Origin of the sequence: Blautia fusiformis, assembly GCF_020686995.1 — a bacterium.
In the GTDB taxonomy this organism is placed as follows: domain Bacteria; phylum Bacillota; class Clostridia; order Lachnospirales; family Lachnospiraceae; genus Blautia_A; species Blautia_A fusiformis.
This window is the reverse complement of the sequence record NZ_JAJEPT010000005.1, coordinates 17,894-35,477: the sequence shown is the minus strand read 5'-3', so window position 1 is coordinate 35,477 and position 17,584 is coordinate 17,894. Positions and strand designations below refer to the sequence as shown.

The 17,584-nt window shown below is 45.4% G+C and carries 14 protein-coding genes; 1 reads left to right on the top strand and 13 read right to left on the bottom strand.

Features of this window, described 5'->3' with window-relative positions:
• Positions 1 to 2: 2 nt before the first annotated feature.
• Positions 3 to 1,874 (bottom strand): NADH-quinone oxidoreductase subunit NuoF, encoded by a 1,872-nt coding sequence (locus tag LKD46_RS05855; RefSeq protein ID WP_118514461.1) that lies wholly within the window; start codon positions 1,872 to 1,874, stop codon positions 3 to 5.
• Positions 1,871 to 2,350, bottom strand: a complete 480-nt coding sequence (locus LKD46_RS05850) for a complex I 24 kDa subunit family protein (RefSeq protein ID WP_015525285.1) — start codon at positions 2,348 to 2,350, stop codon at positions 1,871 to 1,873. The genes LKD46_RS05855 and LKD46_RS05850 overlap by 4 nt, the downstream gene beginning before the upstream one ends.
• A gap of 399 nt (positions 2,351 to 2,749) precedes the next feature.
• On the opposite strand from LKD46_RS05850, the gene LKD46_RS05845 reads away from it, so the two are divergent.
• Positions 2,750 to 4,258, top strand: coding sequence for a 4Fe-4S dicluster domain-containing protein (locus LKD46_RS05845; protein ID WP_138277588.1), 1,509 nt, complete (start codon positions 2,750 to 2,752; stop codon positions 4,256 to 4,258).
• A gap of 60 nt (positions 4,259 to 4,318) precedes the next feature.
• Here the strand turns inward: LKD46_RS05845 and LKD46_RS05840 are convergent, their stop codons facing one another.
• From LKD46_RS05840 to LKD46_RS05790, 11 genes are all read right to left on the bottom strand, one after another.
• Positions 4,319 to 5,080, bottom strand: coding sequence for a glucosaminidase domain-containing protein (locus LKD46_RS05840; RefSeq protein WP_330575498.1), 762 nt, complete (start codon positions 5,078 to 5,080; stop codon positions 4,319 to 4,321).
• A gap of 21 nt (positions 5,081 to 5,101) precedes the next feature.
• Positions 5,102 to 5,953, bottom strand: coding sequence for a bifunctional 5,10-methylenetetrahydrofolate dehydrogenase/5,10-methenyltetrahydrofolate cyclohydrolase (locus tag LKD46_RS05835; protein ID WP_015525289.1), 852 nt, complete (start codon positions 5,951 to 5,953; stop codon positions 5,102 to 5,104).
• 14 nt (positions 5,954 to 5,967) lie between these two features.
• Positions 5,968 to 6,597, bottom strand: a complete 630-nt coding sequence (locus tag LKD46_RS05830; protein WP_021651423.1) for a cyclodeaminase/cyclohydrolase family protein — start codon at positions 6,595 to 6,597, stop codon at positions 5,968 to 5,970.
• Between the two features lie 98 nt (positions 6,598 to 6,695).
• Positions 6,696 to 8,381: a formate--tetrahydrofolate ligase gene (locus tag LKD46_RS05825; protein ID WP_118514465.1), complete on the bottom strand. Its 1,686-nt coding sequence runs from the start codon at positions 8,379 to 8,381 to the stop codon at positions 6,696 to 6,698.
• Between the two features lie 98 nt (positions 8,382 to 8,479).
• Positions 8,480 to 9,142, bottom strand: a complete 663-nt coding sequence (locus LKD46_RS05820) for a DUF3786 domain-containing protein (protein WP_118514467.1) — start codon at positions 9,140 to 9,142, stop codon at positions 8,480 to 8,482.
• Between the two features lie 27 nt (positions 9,143 to 9,169).
• Positions 9,170 to 11,110 carry a corrinoid activation/regeneration protein AcsV gene (gene acsV / locus LKD46_RS05815; protein ID WP_118624900.1) on the bottom strand — a complete coding sequence of 647 codons (1,941 nt, stop codon included), beginning with the start codon at positions 11,108 to 11,110 and terminating at the stop codon, positions 9,170 to 9,172.
• Between the two features lie 148 nt (positions 11,111 to 11,258).
• Entirely contained in the window at positions 11,259 to 12,044 is a 786-nt protein-coding gene (gene acsE, locus LKD46_RS05810; RefSeq protein WP_015525295.1) for a carbon monoxide dehydrogenase/acetyl-CoA synthase methytransferase subunit, read from the bottom strand.
• A 110-nt stretch (positions 12,045 to 12,154) separates the two neighbouring features.
• The gene (gene acsC / locus LKD46_RS05805; RefSeq protein WP_015525296.1) at positions 12,155 to 13,501 is read right to left on the bottom strand and encodes an acetyl-CoA decarbonylase/synthase complex subunit gamma; all 1,347 of its coding nucleotides are present in this window, start codon (positions 13,499 to 13,501) and stop codon (positions 12,155 to 12,157) included.
• A gap of 21 nt (positions 13,502 to 13,522) precedes the next feature.
• Positions 13,523 to 14,464, bottom strand: a complete 942-nt coding sequence (acsD, locus tag LKD46_RS05800) for an acetyl-CoA decarbonylase/synthase complex subunit delta (protein WP_015525297.1) — start codon at positions 14,462 to 14,464, stop codon at positions 13,523 to 13,525.
• 172 nt (positions 14,465 to 14,636) lie between these two features.
• The gene (gene acsB, locus LKD46_RS05795) at positions 14,637 to 16,766 is read right to left on the bottom strand and encodes an acetyl-CoA decarbonylase/synthase complex subunit alpha/beta (RefSeq protein WP_021650184.1); all 2,130 of its coding nucleotides are present in this window, start codon (positions 16,764 to 16,766) and stop codon (positions 14,637 to 14,639) included.
• Between the two features lie 17 nt (positions 16,767 to 16,783).
• Positions 16,784 to 17,557: an ATP-binding protein gene (locus tag LKD46_RS05790; RefSeq protein WP_015525298.1), complete on the bottom strand. Its 774-nt coding sequence runs from the start codon at positions 17,555 to 17,557 to the stop codon at positions 16,784 to 16,786.
• Positions 17,558 to 17,584 lie beyond the last annotated feature (27 nt).

Sequence of the window (17,584 nt, the reverse complement as noted above, 5' to 3'; positions counted from 1 at the left end):
TTCTATGCTTCCACATAAATCGCATCAAAGTTACAGTTATCCTTACAGGATCCGCATTTGATACATACGTCGTTGTTGATTACATGTGGATGCTTGATCTTTCCTGAAATCGCACCAGCCGGACAGTTCTTCGCACACTTGCCGCAGCCGATACAGAACTCAGGATTGATATGGAATTGACGGAGCGCCGTGCAGACCTTCGCACGACATTTCTTATCTACGATATGCTCTACATATTCGTCACGGAAACGCTTCAGAGTACTGATGACTGGAAGCGGTGCACTCTTACCGAGGCCGCACAGTGCCATGCTCTGAACCATGTTTGCAAGCTCTTCCAGCTCATCCAGGTCAGAAAGCTCGCCCTTGCCTTCAACGATCCTCTCCAGGATCTCAAGCATACGTTTCGTACCTTCACGGCAAGGAACACATTTACCACAGCTCTCACGCTGTGTAAAGCTCATGAAGAAACGTGCAACCTCTACCATACAGGTATTCTCATCCATAACAACCAGTCCGCCGGATCCCATGATAGCGTCCAGCTTCTTAACGGAATCAAAATCAAGCGGATGATCGATCTGGTCATCGATCAGACATCCACCGGATGGTCCGCCGATCTGTACTCCCTTAAATGCAGCACCACTCTTAAGACCACCGCCGATGTCATAAATGATATGGCGGAGACTTGTTCCCATCGGCACCTCGATAAGACCGGTGTTCTCAATGGAACCGGTAAGTGAGAAGGTCTTTGTTCCGGGGCTTCCTTCTGTACCGATGGTGTGGAACCAGTCAGCACCCTGAAGGATGATCTTCGGTACGTTGGCGTAGGTCTCTACGTTATTGAGAACAGTAGGTTTACCCCACAGACCCTGCTCGACAGTTCTCGGAGGTTTTACTCGAGGCATACCTCTGTTGCCTTCGATAGAGGCAGTCAAGGCAGAACCTTCACCACATACGAACGCTCCGGCACCGCGATTGATATGTAAGTGGAAATTGATACCGGAACCAAGGATATTATCGCCAAGAAGGCCATAGGACTCTGCCTGCTCAATGGCCATCCGGAGTCTCTGTACAGAAAGAGGATACTCGGCACGTACATAAATATAACCATCCTCTGCACCTACTGCATAGGCAGCGATCACCATACCCTCGATCATCTTGTAAGGATCACCTTCCATTACAGAGCCATCCATAAATGCTCCCGGGTCACCCTCATCACCGTTACATACTACATAACGGACTTTTTCCGGCTGGCGTGCAACCTGTGACCATTTCTTGCCTGCAGGGAAACCTGCACCGCCACGGCCGCGGAGGCCGGACTTCGTGATCTCATCAATAACATCCTGTGGGGTCATTTCAAAGAACGCCTTCGCCATTGCGGAAAAGCCGCCTACGGAAATATATTCATCAATGGACTCTGCATCGATCTTGCCACAGTTCTCAAGAACGATCCTTGTCTGCTGGTTCAGGAACGGAATGTCACTCGGATGCGGACAGGCCTCATCATCATGACGATAAAACAGACGCTCAACAGGCAGTCCGCAGATCACGGTCTTCTCTACGATCTCGCGACAGTCATCTACCTGAACATGTACATACTGATAATCATATGGCTCAATTCTCATAAGAGGACCAAGCTCACATAAGCCCTGGCATCCGGTCTTAACGATTCCTACATGAGGAACATCCTTCTGCATCTCAACTGCAACGCCCTCGATTCCCTCGCAAAGTCTTGACATTTCTTCATAAATCTTCTGAGCACCGGAAGCAATACATCCGGTACCGGAACAGACGAGAACACGGCAGGTATAGCCATCAAGATTCTTCTTAACCTCAGCCTGTTTGTTTTTCAGATCTTCCATACTGGTTATACTCATACGCTCTCACCTCTCAATTCATTTAAAAGCTCAACAGCCTTCTCAGGAGTCATCTTCGGGTGAACTTCATCATTTACAGTCAGTGTCGGTGCAAGTCCGCAGGCACCAAGACAGGAGACTGTCTCAACGGTAAACATCATATCATCTGTAGTATGCTTCTTATGACTCAGTCCAAGCTCCTTCAGCATTGCTTCCTTTACAGGCATGGACTTACGTACATGACAGGCAGTACCGTCACATACCTTGATGATGTACTTGCCCTTCGGCTCAAAGGAAAAGTTCTCATAGAAAGTAGCTACACTGTACGCCTTCGCTTCTTTTACACCAATCTGTTCCGCAACATAAGTAAGAAGCTCTCCCGGAAGATAACGGTACTCAGCCTGAATATCCTGCATGATCGGAATCAGTGATGCAGCTTTCCGGCCGTAGTGCTCGATGATCTCGTCCGTTTTCCTGTAATACGTCTGGTCTAACATTCGGTTCCCTCCTTGTTTCTCATAGATTTTCCACTTGATCAACCTGTTCCACTACAGGTTAATGCTTTAACACTCTGTCAGTGCCTCATTTACGTGCCTATCATTATATTGCACTATTTTCGTGCTTTTAATTATAACTTATATCGTCATTTTTCACAAGATATTTTTTCGTTTTTTTCAGAATATATTAGAAAGTTTACAACGTCTTACTGGTTTTGCATCTATTTTTTATAATAAATGTGCATTTTTTAACATTCATGACAATAAAGAAACAAATATTCTTTTTTTGTTTCTGCTAAAAAAACATTTCCTATTGTTGATTTTATTTCTCAATTACTATAAGATGAATAAAAAGTGCGTGGAAAACATTTTAATCATTTTTTGAAAAGGAGAACATTTATGCGAAATCTCGACACACCAGTTAAACAGATCCGGCGAAAAATTTTTACAGAAATTGCAAAGATCGGATTTGAATCCACGGACGAATCCCTTATCCACGATATCGAATCCATTCCTTACAATATTGTAGAAGAACGTGCGAAATACCGCGAGAGCATCTATCGTGAAAGAGCTGTTGCAAGTGAACGTGTCCGTCTGGCCATGGGACTTTCCCTCCGCCCGGAGAACCGTTCTGTACATCTTACTGATGGCGTAAAAGCCAGCAATATTGATGAAAAATATTATGAACCACCTCTTATGCAGGTGATTCCTTCCGCATGTTCCGCATGCGAATCCAACAAATACGAAGTCAGCAACATGTGCCGCGGCTGTGTTGCACATCCCTGTTTACTCACCTGCCCCAAAGGCGCCATTTCCATGGTAAACGGAAAATCCTTCATCGACCAGGACAAATGCATTCACTGCGGAAGATGCAAAGCTGTCTGTCCCTACGACGCCATCGCCCATAAAGAACGTCCCTGCGAACGCGCCTGCGGTGTAAAAGCCATCGAAAGCGATGAACAGGGACGCGCTTCCATCAACCAGGATAAATGTGTATCCTGCGGTATGTGTATGGTCAGCTGCCCATTCGGTGCCATCTCTGATAAATCCCAGATTTTCCAGCTGGCACATGCCCTCCGTGAGGGAACTGAGATTATTGCAGAAATTGCACCAGCTTACATCAATCAGTTCGGTGAAGATGTAACTCCCGGTAAATTCCGCTCTGCTTTAACTCAGCTTGGATTTTCCAATATTTATGAAGTAGCACTCGGCGCAGACATCGGCTGTATTTCCGAGGCCCATCATTATGCAAAAGAAGTAGCCACCGGCAATCTCCCGTTCCTGCTTACCTCCTGCTGTCCGTCATGGTCTGTAATGGCGAAGAAATACTTCCCGGCTATGATTGACAACATCTCACAGGAACTGACCCCGATGGTGGCAACTGCCCGCATTGTAAAAAAAGAACATCCCAATGCGAAAGTAGTATTCATCGGACCATGCGCCTCCAAGAAACTGGAAGCCATGCGCCATTCCGTAAGAAGTGATGTGGATTTTGTTATCACTTTCGAAGAACTTTGGGGATTGTTCGATGCCAAAGATATCATTCCATCTGCATGCGAGGATATTCCGGAAGAAACCCAGGCCGCAACCGCCGCAGGACGAGGATACGCCATCGCCGGCGGCGTAGCTGGTGCCATTGAAGCCTGTCTGAAGGAATATTATCCTGATGTCCCCGTCCACATCGAACACGCTGAAAGCCTCGCTGAGTGCAAAAAAGTTCTCACTCTGGCCAAAGCCGGCAAGATCAAAAACTGCATGATCGAAGGAATGGCCTGTCCGGGAGGCTGCATCGGCGGTGCAGGAACCAATGCCGGCTTCGCAAAAACCTCCAAAGCACTCAAGAAATATGTAGATGGCTCAGACCCTAAGATTCCATCTCAGGAACTTGAAAATCTGGAATTGAATTAATTAATCTTTGACACAAAAAGATGTGCGCCTGTTTTTATTCAGACGCACATCTCCATTTCATCATTTCTCCACAGCCTCTGTGCTCTCCGGCCAGGTATATTCCTCACCTTTCAGATTTGCCAGAAGGCTTCTAAGCTTATATCCATAGCTTCTCCCGGCGGCCCATCCACCGCCGTAAGGATTCTCCTGAATCCCAAGCCATTCCACATAAGGTGCACTCTCCCGGGTCACATACTGAAAACGGTTATCCACACAGACCTGATTCAGTTCATCCGAAGACGCATAAGCCTTCAGATGCTGTACCTGAGCCCGAATCCCGGTCCTGACATCCGGAAAGGAATTTCCGGCAACACCGCCGCCGGTAGTCCCAAGTCCGGAAAAATTAAACTGCCCGGCACTGGCATCTCCGCCAAACTGAAGCCAACCGGTCTCAAGCATCGCCTGCTCAAAAACAACCTCCCCACGGACACCCTCCGCATCCGCTTCCTCTGTCACAATTGTGCAAAACGTATCAATGTCCGGTGCGCCACCCTCTGTCAGGATACCGGAAGGATATTCCACATTCTGCGCCTCATACTGCGCCACCATATCCTCCCCAGTCACTGTGGTACACCCCATGATCGTATAATATCCGTAAGTATTATCTGTGGAATCATCCACAAAACTATCTGCATCACTCTCTCCGGATGGCTGGGGCTTGGAGATCTGTCCCTCCATGGAATGATCCGCTTCTTCTGCAAAAACACCCACAGGCGTTCCGAATACCAGAACGCCTGCAAGCATCATCATCCGTAAACAAAAACTATTTCGGAATCTGTACATATATCAATAATCAATCCTTTATTACTGCGCTTTTCTCATTGCTGCTTCAACTACGTGTCCTACAAGAACAGAAGTTGTAACACTTCCTACTCCGCCAGGAACCGGTGTGATCGCATCAACGATTGGCTCAACTGCCGCATAATCAACATCACCACAAAGCTTACCCTCTGCATTGACATTGATACCAACATCGATAATGGTCTGTCCCTCTCTGACATAATCAGCGCCGACAACACCAGCACGACCAGCTGCAACGATGACGATATCCGCCTCTTTTGCAACAGACGGCATATCAACGGTTCTTGTATGGCAGATCGTTACTGTCGCATTTTTCTTAACAAGCATCATGGCAGCCGGTTTACCAACTACAAGACTTCTTCCGATAACAACCGCTTTTTTGCCTGTGCAGTCGATTCCATAGTGATCAAGGATCTCCATGCATGCCTGCGGTGTACATGGCGGGAATCCGATCTTCTTGCCTGTAAATACACCAGACATGGAAAGATCTGTCATACAGTCAACATCCTTCTCTGCTGCAAGTGCATTCTCGATCACTGCCTGATCCAGATGTTTTGGCAGCGGACGGAACAGAAGAACTCCATGGATCTTGTCATCTTTGTTTACTTTATCGATGGTTGCAAGAAGCTCATCCTGGGAAACATCCTCCGGAAGAAGAATTTTCTCACATGCAACACCAAGAGTCTCACAGCGCTTTGTAGCACCTCTCTCATAGGAAATATCGCTTGGATTCTCACCAACACGGATAATGCAAAGTGTAGGATCTACACCTTTTGCCTGAAGCTCTGCAACGTTCGCTTTGATCTTTTCATTGAGAGCCGCTGTTACTTCTTTACCTAATAACTGCTTTGCCATTTGTCTGGTTCCTCCTATTTCAGTCTTCCGAGAACACTGTCAAATGTCTCGTCTGCGATCTTTGTATATTTCTCAAGCATAGCGTCTGCTTTTTTGTTTAATTCCTCTGCATACGCACGGTCAGCCATAGATTTTGTGTTAATGTACACATTCAGGCTTGCTCCCTTAAGAGCTGCTTTGCAGAATGCAGCACCTACACCAGCATCACTAATTGCAAGCTTAGAACCTTTTGCTCCGAACTCAACGATAAGTTCAATAGCCTCGCAGCATTTCTCCATGATCTCCATAGGAACAGAGCATGCTTCCTTGAGGGCAGCTTCCATTACTCGAGCCTTCTCAGCCTTCTCTTCTTCGGTCTCTCTCGGCATTCCGTAAGCCTTGGAAAGAGGCTCAAAAACTTCCGCATCTCTCTCAATCAGATGAAGGAAATCTTTCTGAAGCTGATCACATTTCTTTTTCAGCTCCCACATTTCATCTTCTACATCTGCATATTTTTTCTTACCGACAGTAAGGCTTCCAACCATATTTCCAAGAGCTGTACCAACAGCAGCTACAAGGGCAGATGCACCGCCGCCGCCTGGAACCGGTGCCTTGGAGCTTAATACCTCGACAAATTCAGTACATGTACTTGTAGAAAATCCCATAGGACTCTCCTCCTTATATTCTTATTTTAGCACTCCTGAGAGCCCATTGGGGGCCTTATAAAAAGCCCCCTCCGGTTGTTTCATATCCTATATTGTGATTAGAAGAGACCTGTGATCTTTCCGGTCTCATCTACATCAATCTTAGTTGCAGCCGGTACTTTCGGGAGACCTGGCATAGTCATGATCTCACCTGTAAGAGCTACGATAAATCCTGCACCAGCAGAGATCTTAAGATTACGTACTGTTACCTCAAAATCTTTCGGCGCACCAAGCTTTGTCTGGTCATCAGTCAGACTGTACTGTGTCTTAGCAACACAGATCGGGCAGTTGCCAAATCCAAGTGTTTCCAGCTGTTTTGCCTGTTTCTGAGCATTTGCTGTAAGAACAACTTTCTTACCACCGTAAACTTTCTGTACGATGTTATTCAGTTTATCCTCGATGGATCCCTCAAGCTCATAAGCATATGTGAAGTCATTCGGCTCCTCAACAAGACGGATTACTTCCTCAGCAAGCTTCATGCCGCCTTCGCCGCCTTTTGCCCATACCTCGGAAAGTGCAACGTTAACGCCAAGCTCTTTACATTTTGCCTCAACCAGGTCAAGCTCTGCCTTGGTATCGGTCGGGAATGCATTGATAGCAACTACACATGGAAGTTTGTATACATTTTTGATATTGCTTACATGTTTCAGAAGGTTTGGAAGACCTTTCTCAAGAGCCTCAAGGTTCTCGTTGTTCAGATCTGCCTTCGGAACACCACCGTTGTATTTCAGTGCACGAACAGTAGCTACGATAACAACTGCGCTTGGATGAAGGCCTGCCATACGACACTTGATGTCAAGGAATTTCTCTGCACCAAGGTCAGCACCGAATCCAGCCTCTGTGATAGCATAATCTGCAAGTTTCATAGCCATCTTTGTAGCTGTTACGGAGTTACATCCATGAGCGATGTTTGCGAATGGTCCGCCGTGTACGATTGCAGGAACATGCTCCAGTGTCTGTACAAGGTTTGGTTTCAGGGCATCTTTCAGAAGTGCTGTCATAGCACCCTCTGCATGAAGATCACCAGCTGTTACCGGTTTCTGCTCGGAAACTTTACCATAGGTATATCCGATGATGATTCTGGAAAGTCTCTCTTTCAGGTCTTTGATGTCACTTGCGAGGCAAAGAACTGCCATGATCTCAGATGCAACTGTGATGTCGTATCCGTCTTCACGAGGCATACCGTTTGTTCTTCCGCCAAGACCATCTACTACATTACGAAGCTGACGGTCGTTCATGTCCACGCAACGTCTCCATGTGATCTTTCTCGGGTCAATGTTCAGGTCATTACCCTGGAAGATATGGTTGTCGATCATTGCTGCAAGAAGGTTGTTTGCCGCACCGATCGCATGGAAGTCACCGGTAAAGTGAAGGTTGATATCCTCCATCGGAACTACCTGTGCATAACCGCCGCCTGCTGCACCACCTTTTACACCGAATACCGGTCCGAGGGATGGCTCACGAAGAGCTACCATTACTTTTTTGCCCATTTTCTGCATTGCATCTGCAAGACCAACGGTTGTTGTTGTTTTTCCCTCTCCTGCAGGTGTCGGGTTGATAGCTGTTACGAGGATCAGCTTACCATCTTTCTTGTCACTCTCTTTTAACAGATTGTAATCAATTTTTGCTTTGTACTTACCGTACTGCTCCAGATATTTGTCGTCAATACCTGCCTTCTCTGCAATCTGTGTGATTGGAAGCATTTCGCACTCCTGTGCAATTTCGATGTCACTTTTAAATCCCATAATGTTACCTCCCTTTAGGTATTTTTACAGTTTTTAATCCCTTAAAACTGCATCTCTATAAAAACAGGTCCCATCCTGTTCTTAACTATTTTTCATTTTTAAAGACATTTCAGAAATGCCTTTAAAGACCCAATGATAACGTCTCCCATAACGGCCATATCCTCAGCCGCAAAGGAAACCGGAAAATTATCAGAAAACAAGATCTGTGAGGACGGCGGAAATTCATCATCCCCCTCCCAGAGGATCATCTGAACTACATATCCTGGAAAGATCTCCACCTGGTATGCAATATCTCCATGATCCACGGGAACCGCATGGATGTGTTCCATGATTTCCTTGAAATCCTTAAGTCTGTTTCCGTATGTGAAAGCCAGGCGTTTGATGCACCTGCCATCAAACTGACGGAGATAAACCTCTCCCCAGGGCATTTCCCTGTATGTTTTAAACCTTCCGCTTCCCTGAGATACATTCCCGTTCAGCAGAAAACGGATAGCAAGGATCTTTGCATAATGCATTTCCTCAAGAGGATAAAATCCCGCATCGTCTTCTTCATGAGTTACCTGAAAATCCGGCCAGGAAATATAATAAACGCTTTCCAGGAATTTCAGAGTCAGTACTTTCTTCTCTTCGTCATAAGGAAGTGAAAGACGTCCGGCAATTTCTGCCGGGTCTGCCTTACTGAACTCCTCTATATAATGCTCCCAGGGCATTCTTTCCTTGCTGTCTTTTTCATAATTCAAGTCATTTATACTAAAAGCCATGTTTTACCTCTGCTGTTTTAGTCTGCTTTATCTCTTCTGCTGTTCTTCCATAACAGACGGAAACAGATTTGTGTCCGTATGTGGAATAAAGCATGCACCTACAAACTCATCCATATAAGTCGGAACTGTAGAAAGCTCCAGATAAGTCATATTGGATGCAAGTTCGTATGTCTTTTTCTCTGCCGGTGTGGAATGAAGCATCAGATAAGCACCTGTAAGAGAAGAGTTACCAATATAGTGGAATTTCTCAAGAGGAATATCCGGGAACATTCCGATATGCACTGCATTAGACATATTGATCCCGCTTCCGATTCCACCGGCAACATATACGTCATCGATCATGGAAACATCGAAATCAAGAGAATTCAGCATAGTACGGATTGCAGAGAAAATAGCGCCTTTGGCACGGATAAAATTATCAATATCTACTTCTGTGATCTCAACATCCTTGGCAGAACCGGCTTCCTCTTCAAACGCGATCACATAGCTTCCCATGCCATAATGATCGTGACGGATTCTTTTGCCTTCACGAACAAATTTGCCCTTCGGATTGATGATTCCTGTCATAAAAAGTTCACTGATCACATCAATGATACCGGAACCGCAAAGTCCTACCGGTTTGGTTCCAGGTTCGCCTACAACCTTATATGTCGGTTCCATAGTTTCTTTATCAATGGTACATGCCTCAATAGCACCGTCTGTAGCACGCATACCGCAGCTGATATCTCCACCCTCAAAGGCAGGACCTGCGGAACATGCACAGCTCATCATAAAATCGGAATTACCGAACACAAGCTCTCCGTTAGTACCAAGGTCGATAAACAGAGAAAATTCCGGTCTGTTCCAGATCATACTTACCAGTGTACCGGCAGTGATATCTCCACCTACATAGCTTCCGATATTCGGAGCCATGATAATATGTGCATCCGGATTGATCTCAATTCCCACATCGGATGCAAATAAGGAATTTGTTTTGAAAAATGTAGGAATATACGGCTCCATGCGAAGCGGATCCGCATTGATCCCTGCAAACAGATGATTCATGGTTGTATTGGAAGCAACACACATCCGGTAGATCTGTTCCTCCGGGAAGTGAATGCTTCTGCACATCTCGTGGATCATCGGATTGATGGTCTCTTTGATCACTGCATCCTGAAGCTTCTTTTTTCCTCCAGGTTTCTGAGATTCAATAATACGGTTGATAACATCCGCACCAAAACGGATCTGTCCGTTTCCGGAAGAGCTTTTGGCCAGGATCTCTCCGCTTTCCATATTGATCAGAACTGCAGAAACTGTTGTGGTACCGATATCTACGGCAAGACCACCGATCACAACATCTTCTTTACTGTCAAAAATATCGTATACAAACATGTCGTTCGGTGTTGTACGAACCACACATTTCACTGAAAATTTACTGTTTCGAAGTACATCCGGAAGTTTTTTCAGCACGGAATAGGGAATTCTGATATGTTTAAGATTCATATATTTCCGCAGTGCCCGTGTCAGTCTCTCATTATCCGGCATGGTATCATCCAGAGATGGTTCCTCCATGTGTACTTCTATAACATCAAGACTGTTTGTAAGTTCTATGCCAGCCATCTCAACTTCATGCTTGGCATTTTCAAAAATAGCAATTTCTTCTTTTGAGCTTAAATCAGCCACTTTCATTCGGCTCTTATATGCGGATGCAATATCCGGAACAAGAACCTCCACATCTGCACTGATCTTGCTCATACAGGCCAGACGCCAGCCTGCGCCATATTCTTCATCCGAAATATGAAGAGTTTTCTTTGAGTCCAGTTCTCCGCTTTTTAACTGTACCCGACATTTTCCACAGGCTCCGTTTCCGGAACATGGTGCATCGATAGCCACATTGGCGCCACGAGCAACCTCCAGTAAATTATCCCCCGCATTGGCAAATGCTTCTACCGTACTGCCATTTTCAAAAGCAAAAGTCACCTTAAACATTCGGCAACCACCTTTCTCGCCTCGTAAAAGTTATTCGTCTTCCACCTGTGGCGTTGGGAGTTAGACTAAACTATATTAGTAAAAAAGAGGCTGAAGGCCGAAGCCCCCAGCCTCTGAAACAGCGCTCCTGTTTTGTTCACACGCCAAATTAGATCTCAAGGTAAGAATCTGCGTAAAGTGTGTTACCCTTGAATACGTCACAGGATTTGATTGTCTCCATAAGACGAAGGTCGTTAGGGTTAACGATTGCAGATGTAAGACCATTCATCATAGCCATAGCTACAAGAGCAGAGTCCATGATCGGACGGATATGTTTTGGCATACCGTTACTGTTGTTGGAAAGACCGCCAGTGGAGTTCAGACCCATCTCGGAGAACATCTTGATTGCCTCAAGAACTTCCATCTGTTTGTCCTGCATTCCTTTTACAACAAGGAAAAGCGGATCAAACCAGAGATCCTCTGCTTCCATACCAAGGCCAAGACCTCTCTCAAGCATGTTCTGGCAATGCATCATACGCTCGTCATTGTCTGATGCAACCATACCGGAAGAGCAAAGTGCGATACAGATCGCATCGTTAGCTGCTGCAAGGTCGATATTGGAAATTCTGTCTCCAGCATCTGCAGAGTTTACGATCGGTTTACCTTTGCTTCTGTTGTATACGGAAATACCAGCCTCAATAGCTTTCTGGTTTGTAGTATCCAGAGCAAGCGGAACATTGTCAAACTCAGACTGAAGGAGCTGTACTGCCCATTTCATAAGGTCCTCGCCATCGTTCTCAGCAGGTCCGATGTTTACGTCAAGATATGTAGCGCCTGCATCAAGCTGCTGTTTTGCTCTTTTGATGATCGGCTCAGGATCTCTCTCAGTAAATGCTTTATTTACTGCCGGTGCTGTTGTTGAAAGTCTCTCCCCAATTGTTACAAATTTTGCCATACTCGTGTTCTCCTTTACATATTAGTAGGATATGGCTGTGCAGCAAACCTGCACAGCCGTTTATAACTGCCGGCGATATTGCCGGACAGCTGATTTCTTAAACCTTAAGTTTATGCATCAAGGTCTTTTAAGAATTTCACAAGCTGTACTGCTTCTCTTGGTCCTACGATGATCTCCCATCCAGGAAGCTTAGCCTCAAGATCGCCCTTAAGAACTGCTACTTTACCAGGAATAACCAGTCTTCTGCATTTAACCTTCGGCTCAACATTCTCTTTGATATACTCGGAGATGCTGTTTCCGGAGAATTTACCTGCTGCCCAGGATGTAAGTACGGAAAGTCCGCCTGCATCATTGATCACCAGGTTAAGCGGAACACCGGAACGCTCCAGCTCGCCAGATACTACGAAATATGTAAGAGCAAAGTCTACTGTTGTTACAACGAGAGAATTCTCGTCTGCTCCGTTCAGAGGATAAATGCCCGGTTCTACCTTCATTGGCTTCTGCGGGTCTGTAAATACGTTCTGACGAAGACCGAACAGCGGAAGTGCCTCTGCATATGTCATCTGCTCCATAACGATGATAGAACCATATTTCATAGTAAACATGGAAGCAAGTGCTGCCTGTAAATGTTTGTCACCCTTCGCTAGTTTAACAAGGTTAACGATAGAAGGATAACCAAATGTTCTGTCCTGATTCTTAAGAGCTGCACGACGAACCTGTACAGTATTTGCAAAGGTCTCTTTGATGTCAGCTCCTGTTGTATCAAGTACGAGATTCTTGTTGCCAAGTTTCTCAATAGCTGCTGTAGTATCATATAACTCATTGATGTCCTTACCGGATACACCGAGAACTACTCCTGCATCTGTAGCAACCTTGCTCATTGCCTCGTAGTTGGAAGCGTTTGCTCCGTTAAGAACCGGTTTGCCGTCCTTACATACTTCAAGGGCAGCTTTTGCGATCTCAGGATCTGTACAGCCAAGGATCAGTGTTCTTCCAAGACCTTTAGCCTTCTCTACAAGTGCTGTAAATTTTGCAGCATCTGCATTCTCATCGCAGTTTACATACACAAGCTCTACATGCATTCTCTCACCGATACGATCATAGTCAACGTGTGGGATCTCTGCAAGTTTTGCTTCTACTTCTTCATCACTCATGCATGTGCAAAGTGATACGGCATATCTTGTTTTGCTTACAAATGTCTTCTCATGTCTGAAAAGAACAGTCTCTCCACCAAGTGTAAACTCTCCATCGCCTGTTCCGATCTTGATAGTTTTCATTGGCGGTGCAGTTGCCTCAGAAAGAGATGCTAATGCATCCTCGGACATATGAGGACACTGCTCAATTTTCATAGCGCCCTGTGCAACTTTCATAGAGAAAGCCATACATGTAGGGCATCCACATTCCTTACAGTTTTTCTTTGGTGTTAATTTAAAGATCTGAATACCATTCAGTGCCATAGCTCTTTATCCTCCTATTTATTACGCAAGTGCTTTGATCAGCTTGGAAATTGTCTTAACAGATTCCGGATGTCTTAAGATAACTGCATCAGAACCAGCTGCAAGATCAGCTGCTGCTGTCTCAACTTCCATGTCGATTCCACGCTCGTCCTGTGGTCCCCATGCCGGCATGTCTGCTTCAGAAGCCATTGCCTCTTTAACATTCCATGTCTCAGCGGATACAGGTGTAATAATAGGCATCTGCAGCATGTTATCATTCTGGCCTAAAGCGGCACCTTTGATACGGTCCATAGTGGATACTACGTACTCATATCCATAACCAACTGCTGCACTACCGATATTCATAACGATCTTCTTTGCATCTACACCAAGCTGTGTAGTAACAACGTTAAGCTGTTTAGCAAGGTTGATATCAACGGCAGACTCAGCGCCTACGATCTGATTGTAAGCAAGACCTGCTGCTGCACCGATCGCTTTGTAGTTCTCCTCTTTCTCGGAAAGGATCAGTGCATTTCTGCCCTGAAGAGCCTCTGCAACCTTCGGAAGGAGCTCTGCATCCTTCTCAACATTCTTGCAGCCCTCTACAACCAGTGGACAGTCAACTGCATCTGCAACTTCTTTAACAACTGCGATCAGCTCATCGATAGATTTGTTAACACCGTTCGGGTCGCCGCCCTCAAGAATAAGTGCAACAAAGTCAGCACCCTCCATAGCTGCAGCCTTCTTAGCAATGTCAGCCATTGTAGTAGCGCCTTCATAGTAAGCTTTGATACCTTCAGATACGCCCTCAAGACCCATATCAGAGATCTCTACACCGATCTTCGGGCAGTTCTCTGACTCTGCGTCAAAGGAATAAAATGGGAATGTACAATCCCCACCAATTGTCACAGTCTTATCTCCGCTTCCGATTGTGACAGCATTAATCTTTGCATTGAACTTTTGTGGTTTCTGATTAAACGGCATTTTTCGTTAGCCTCCTTAAAAATAATAATTAAAAACTACAGAGCTTCTTATATTATACTACATAGCACCAGTTATTGGCAAGATGCAGCACTACATTTCTGTTAAAAAATCAACAAACTTTTTAACAGTTTACAGGAGAAAGGATGTCCGCACATCCTTTCTCCTGGATAAATTACATCATTGGATCAAGTCCGAGAGCCGGATGTCCTTTTTCTGTAAGGAATGCAACCAGTGTCTCTGGATCTTCTGCGATCGTCTCATCACCGATCATGTCTGTAAAGTTATCGATTCCGTAAAGCTCTTTTGCAGTCTTATTAAGTCTGTCAGCTACGAATTCTTTCAGCTCTTTCGGCATCCATACGATACGCTCGATACCGCCCTCAGCCTTCATGAACTTCTTGGAGGAAATGAAATGTTTACCATGTCCCATGAATCCAGGTGTCTGAACTCCACCACCTGTCATGGATGCCATCTCAGGGAATGTCATTCCAAGTGGTGTCATACCTGCATACTCACGGTTAGCAATAACAACACCGTTGGAGAATGGCTCGATACCACAGATACACTCGAAGCATCCGCAGGAAGTCATCGGATCCTGCATGATGGAGTACAGTGTAACATGCTCCAGAGCACCCTGGGAGAATTTCTGAACTGCCTCATCAACGTCCTCATAAGAACCAAGATTCTCATCGATCGGACGCTCTTTTGTAATGATCTGGCAAGGACCAGCCGGGTCAAGCTGATGTGTAGCTTTTGCATCCAGCCATGAAACCGCACCGCAAAGACCAAGTCTCTCAGGTGTTACTACACATACGTGGCTTGGTGCGAATGCCTGGCAAAGGATACAGCTGTAATATACGTCAACAGACTCATCTGTCAGAGTATCAAGACGCTCATCACGTTTGTCAAAGATCGGAATTGCAACCTCATGACGGATTCTTGTACACTCAGCAGGATCTGTATAGATAACAACCTCACATTTATCAACAACTGCATCGAACTCATTTTTAACAGATGCATAAAGAACTTCACCGATATGTTTGATTCTGAATCCTGCATTAAATGCGTCAATGCTGATACGAATACGCTGCATATCACGCTGTCCTGTATGGTATACACCCTCGATACAGTTGATGTAGTTGTGGAATTTACGCTCGATAACCGGCTCAAAGTCAGGCTGCATATTCTTACCTGCAACTTTAACAACATATGCAATGCTGTTCTTGCTGCCGAATTCCATCTCATCTACTTCAGGTCCGATTACTGTGATCTTGTGATCCTCGATCTCAGAAGCATCGCAGGTATGTACAAGCTCTGCACAGTCTACACGGGAGCCATCGAACTCAACCTGCATATCTTTACGACGGATGATCTCACCCTCGAATGCAGATGCGAAAGCAACCGGAATATCAATATTTGTGATCTTGATCTTAATATCACGCGCCTCAAGAGAAGTAGCGTTAAATTTACTTACGTCCTCCTGAACGATAAGGCTCTTCGGTACACGGAAGATATTCTCTGTCTCATTTGTAACAACCGGGAATCCAAGTGCGATAGCGCCTGCACCGCATGCTACGATCACATCATCCAGAGGTTTGAATGCGTTAACAAATGCCGGTACACGATCCATTGTGTATTTCATAAGTGTTCCTGCATCTCCAGGTGTTACGTTACCGAAGATCAGAGCTGCACGGATCGCAACAGAAACTACATGAACAACAGATGTAACATCTTTTCCAAGAGGAATAACACGAACGTTGGCACCTGTCTTCATTCCGGCTTCTGCAACCTGATCAATGATTCCGCCAACAAGTGTTACCAGGATACCCTGTGCCTGATAGCTCTTTACAAGAGCAACACCCTCTTCTGTAGTAGGAGCAGCACCAAGGATAACAGCAACGCCTGGGATATCGCCTGTTACAAGCGGTACACCGAGCTCACGGATAACAGCATCACCAAGATGTCCATAGCATGGCTCTTCGTAAGGAGTTGCTCCGTCGATATATTTCAGAACCTCGATGAACTCTGCGCAGAGTGCTGTAGCAACACCGGACATGAATGCATCGTTCAGTCTTTTCTCTCTTGTCATAAGTGTTTTTACAACGCCAAGAGCTTCTTTTAATTCTTTTAATGTTGTAACTTTTGTTCCTGTTACAGCATAGTAGCAAGGAAGGCTGTAAGCGGTATTCGGGAAGCTGACAGCTTTGTCTTCGCCATACTGAGCGATCGCGCCGTCAATAGCACCCTCTGTTAAACCATATACAGCATCGTTTCCGCCGAATACTCTATCAAATAAAGTCACTGTAATACCTCCTATTTTTACAGAATTGAATTCTGATCAATTTTGTCTTTGATTTTTCTGATTTCAGCTGTTACAGTTTCACTGAAATCGTAGGGAGATTTCCCCTGACGATCAGCATCTATAACTTCTGTATTGTAGTGGATCATTCCAAGCAGATCCTCTGCCGGGATCTTACTCCGAATAAATTCCTCATCCTCCGGATTTCTTACCTTATTGGCCACGACCTTAACCTGAGAAACTCCCAGATCCTTTGCAAGACGTTTAACATTCTTATATGTCTGTACACTTCTTGCCCCTGGTTCGATCACTACAATAAATTCATCCATGCTCTCCGTGGTGCCCCGGCCCAGATGTTCCAGGCCGGCCTCCATATCCATGATCACCACATCATCTCTGTGGATCACAAGGTTATTGATCACTCTTTTAAGCATCACATGTTCAGGACAGACGCATCCGCCTCCACCTGTTTCCACAGTTCCAAGGACAAGCAGCTTTACGCCATTACAGGTTTTTCCATAAGTATCCGGAATATCGTCTACCTTTGGGTTCAGTTTATAAAACTGATTCTGGCTGTTGGCTCCGGTGCGTTCTTCTATGAGCTTACGCATTTTTGAGATTGGAACAATAGAATCCAAGGTTTCCTCGTCAAATCCAAGGGCAAGACCCAGGTTCGCATCCGGATCCACATCCGCCGCAAGGACTTTTTTTCCCTCATCTGCGTATAGTCTTGCAAGTGTTGCTGCGAAAGTTGTCTTTCCTACTCCGCCTTTACCGGTTACTGCTATTTTCATTTTACGTCTTCCACCTTTTATAACATT

What these genes read in the sequence shown, in the direction of transcription:
- acsV (WP_118624900.1), bottom strand. Translation starts at nt 11,110, where the DNA reads ATGTTTAAGGTGACTTTTGCTTTTGAAAATGGCAGTACGGTAGAAGCA.
- LKD46_RS05825 (WP_118514465.1), bottom strand. Translation starts at nt 8,381, where the DNA reads ATGGGATTTAAAAGTGACATCGAAATTGCACAGGAGTGCGAAATGCTT.
- LKD46_RS05855 (WP_118514461.1), bottom strand. Translation starts at nt 1,874, where the DNA reads ATGAGTATAACCAGTATGGAAGATCTGAAAAACAAACAGGCTGAGGTT.
- acsD (WP_015525297.1), bottom strand. Translation starts at nt 14,464, where the DNA reads ATGCCGTTTAATCAGAAACCACAAAAGTTCAATGCAAAGATTAATGCT.
- LKD46_RS05790 (WP_015525298.1), bottom strand. Translation starts at nt 17,557, where the DNA reads ATGAAAATAGCAGTAACCGGTAAAGGCGGAGTAGGAAAGACAACTTTC.
- LKD46_RS05845 (WP_138277588.1), top strand. Translation starts at nt 2,750, where the DNA reads ATGCGAAATCTCGACACACCAGTTAAACAGATCCGGCGAAAAATTTTT.
- acsE (WP_015525295.1), bottom strand. Translation starts at nt 12,044, where the DNA reads ATGGCAAAATTTGTAACAATTGGGGAGAGACTTTCAACAACAGCACCG.
- acsC (WP_015525296.1), bottom strand. Translation starts at nt 13,501, where the DNA reads ATGGCACTGAATGGTATTCAGATCTTTAAATTAACACCAAAGAAAAAC.
- LKD46_RS05835 (WP_015525289.1), bottom strand. Translation starts at nt 5,953, where the DNA reads ATGGCAAAGCAGTTATTAGGTAAAGAAGTAACAGCGGCTCTCAATGAA.
- LKD46_RS05850 (WP_015525285.1), bottom strand. Translation starts at nt 2,350, where the DNA reads ATGTTAGACCAGACGTATTACAGGAAAACGGACGAGATCATCGAGCAC.
- LKD46_RS05840 (WP_330575498.1), bottom strand. Translation starts at nt 5,080, where the DNA reads ATGTACAGATTCCGAAATAGTTTTTGTTTACGGATGATGATGCTTGCA.
- LKD46_RS05820 (WP_118514467.1), bottom strand. Translation starts at nt 9,142, where the DNA reads ATGGCTTTTAGTATAAATGACTTGAATTATGAAAAAGACAGCAAGGAA.
- LKD46_RS05830 (WP_021651423.1), bottom strand. Translation starts at nt 6,597, where the DNA reads ATGGGATTTTCTACAAGTACATGTACTGAATTTGTCGAGGTATTAAGC.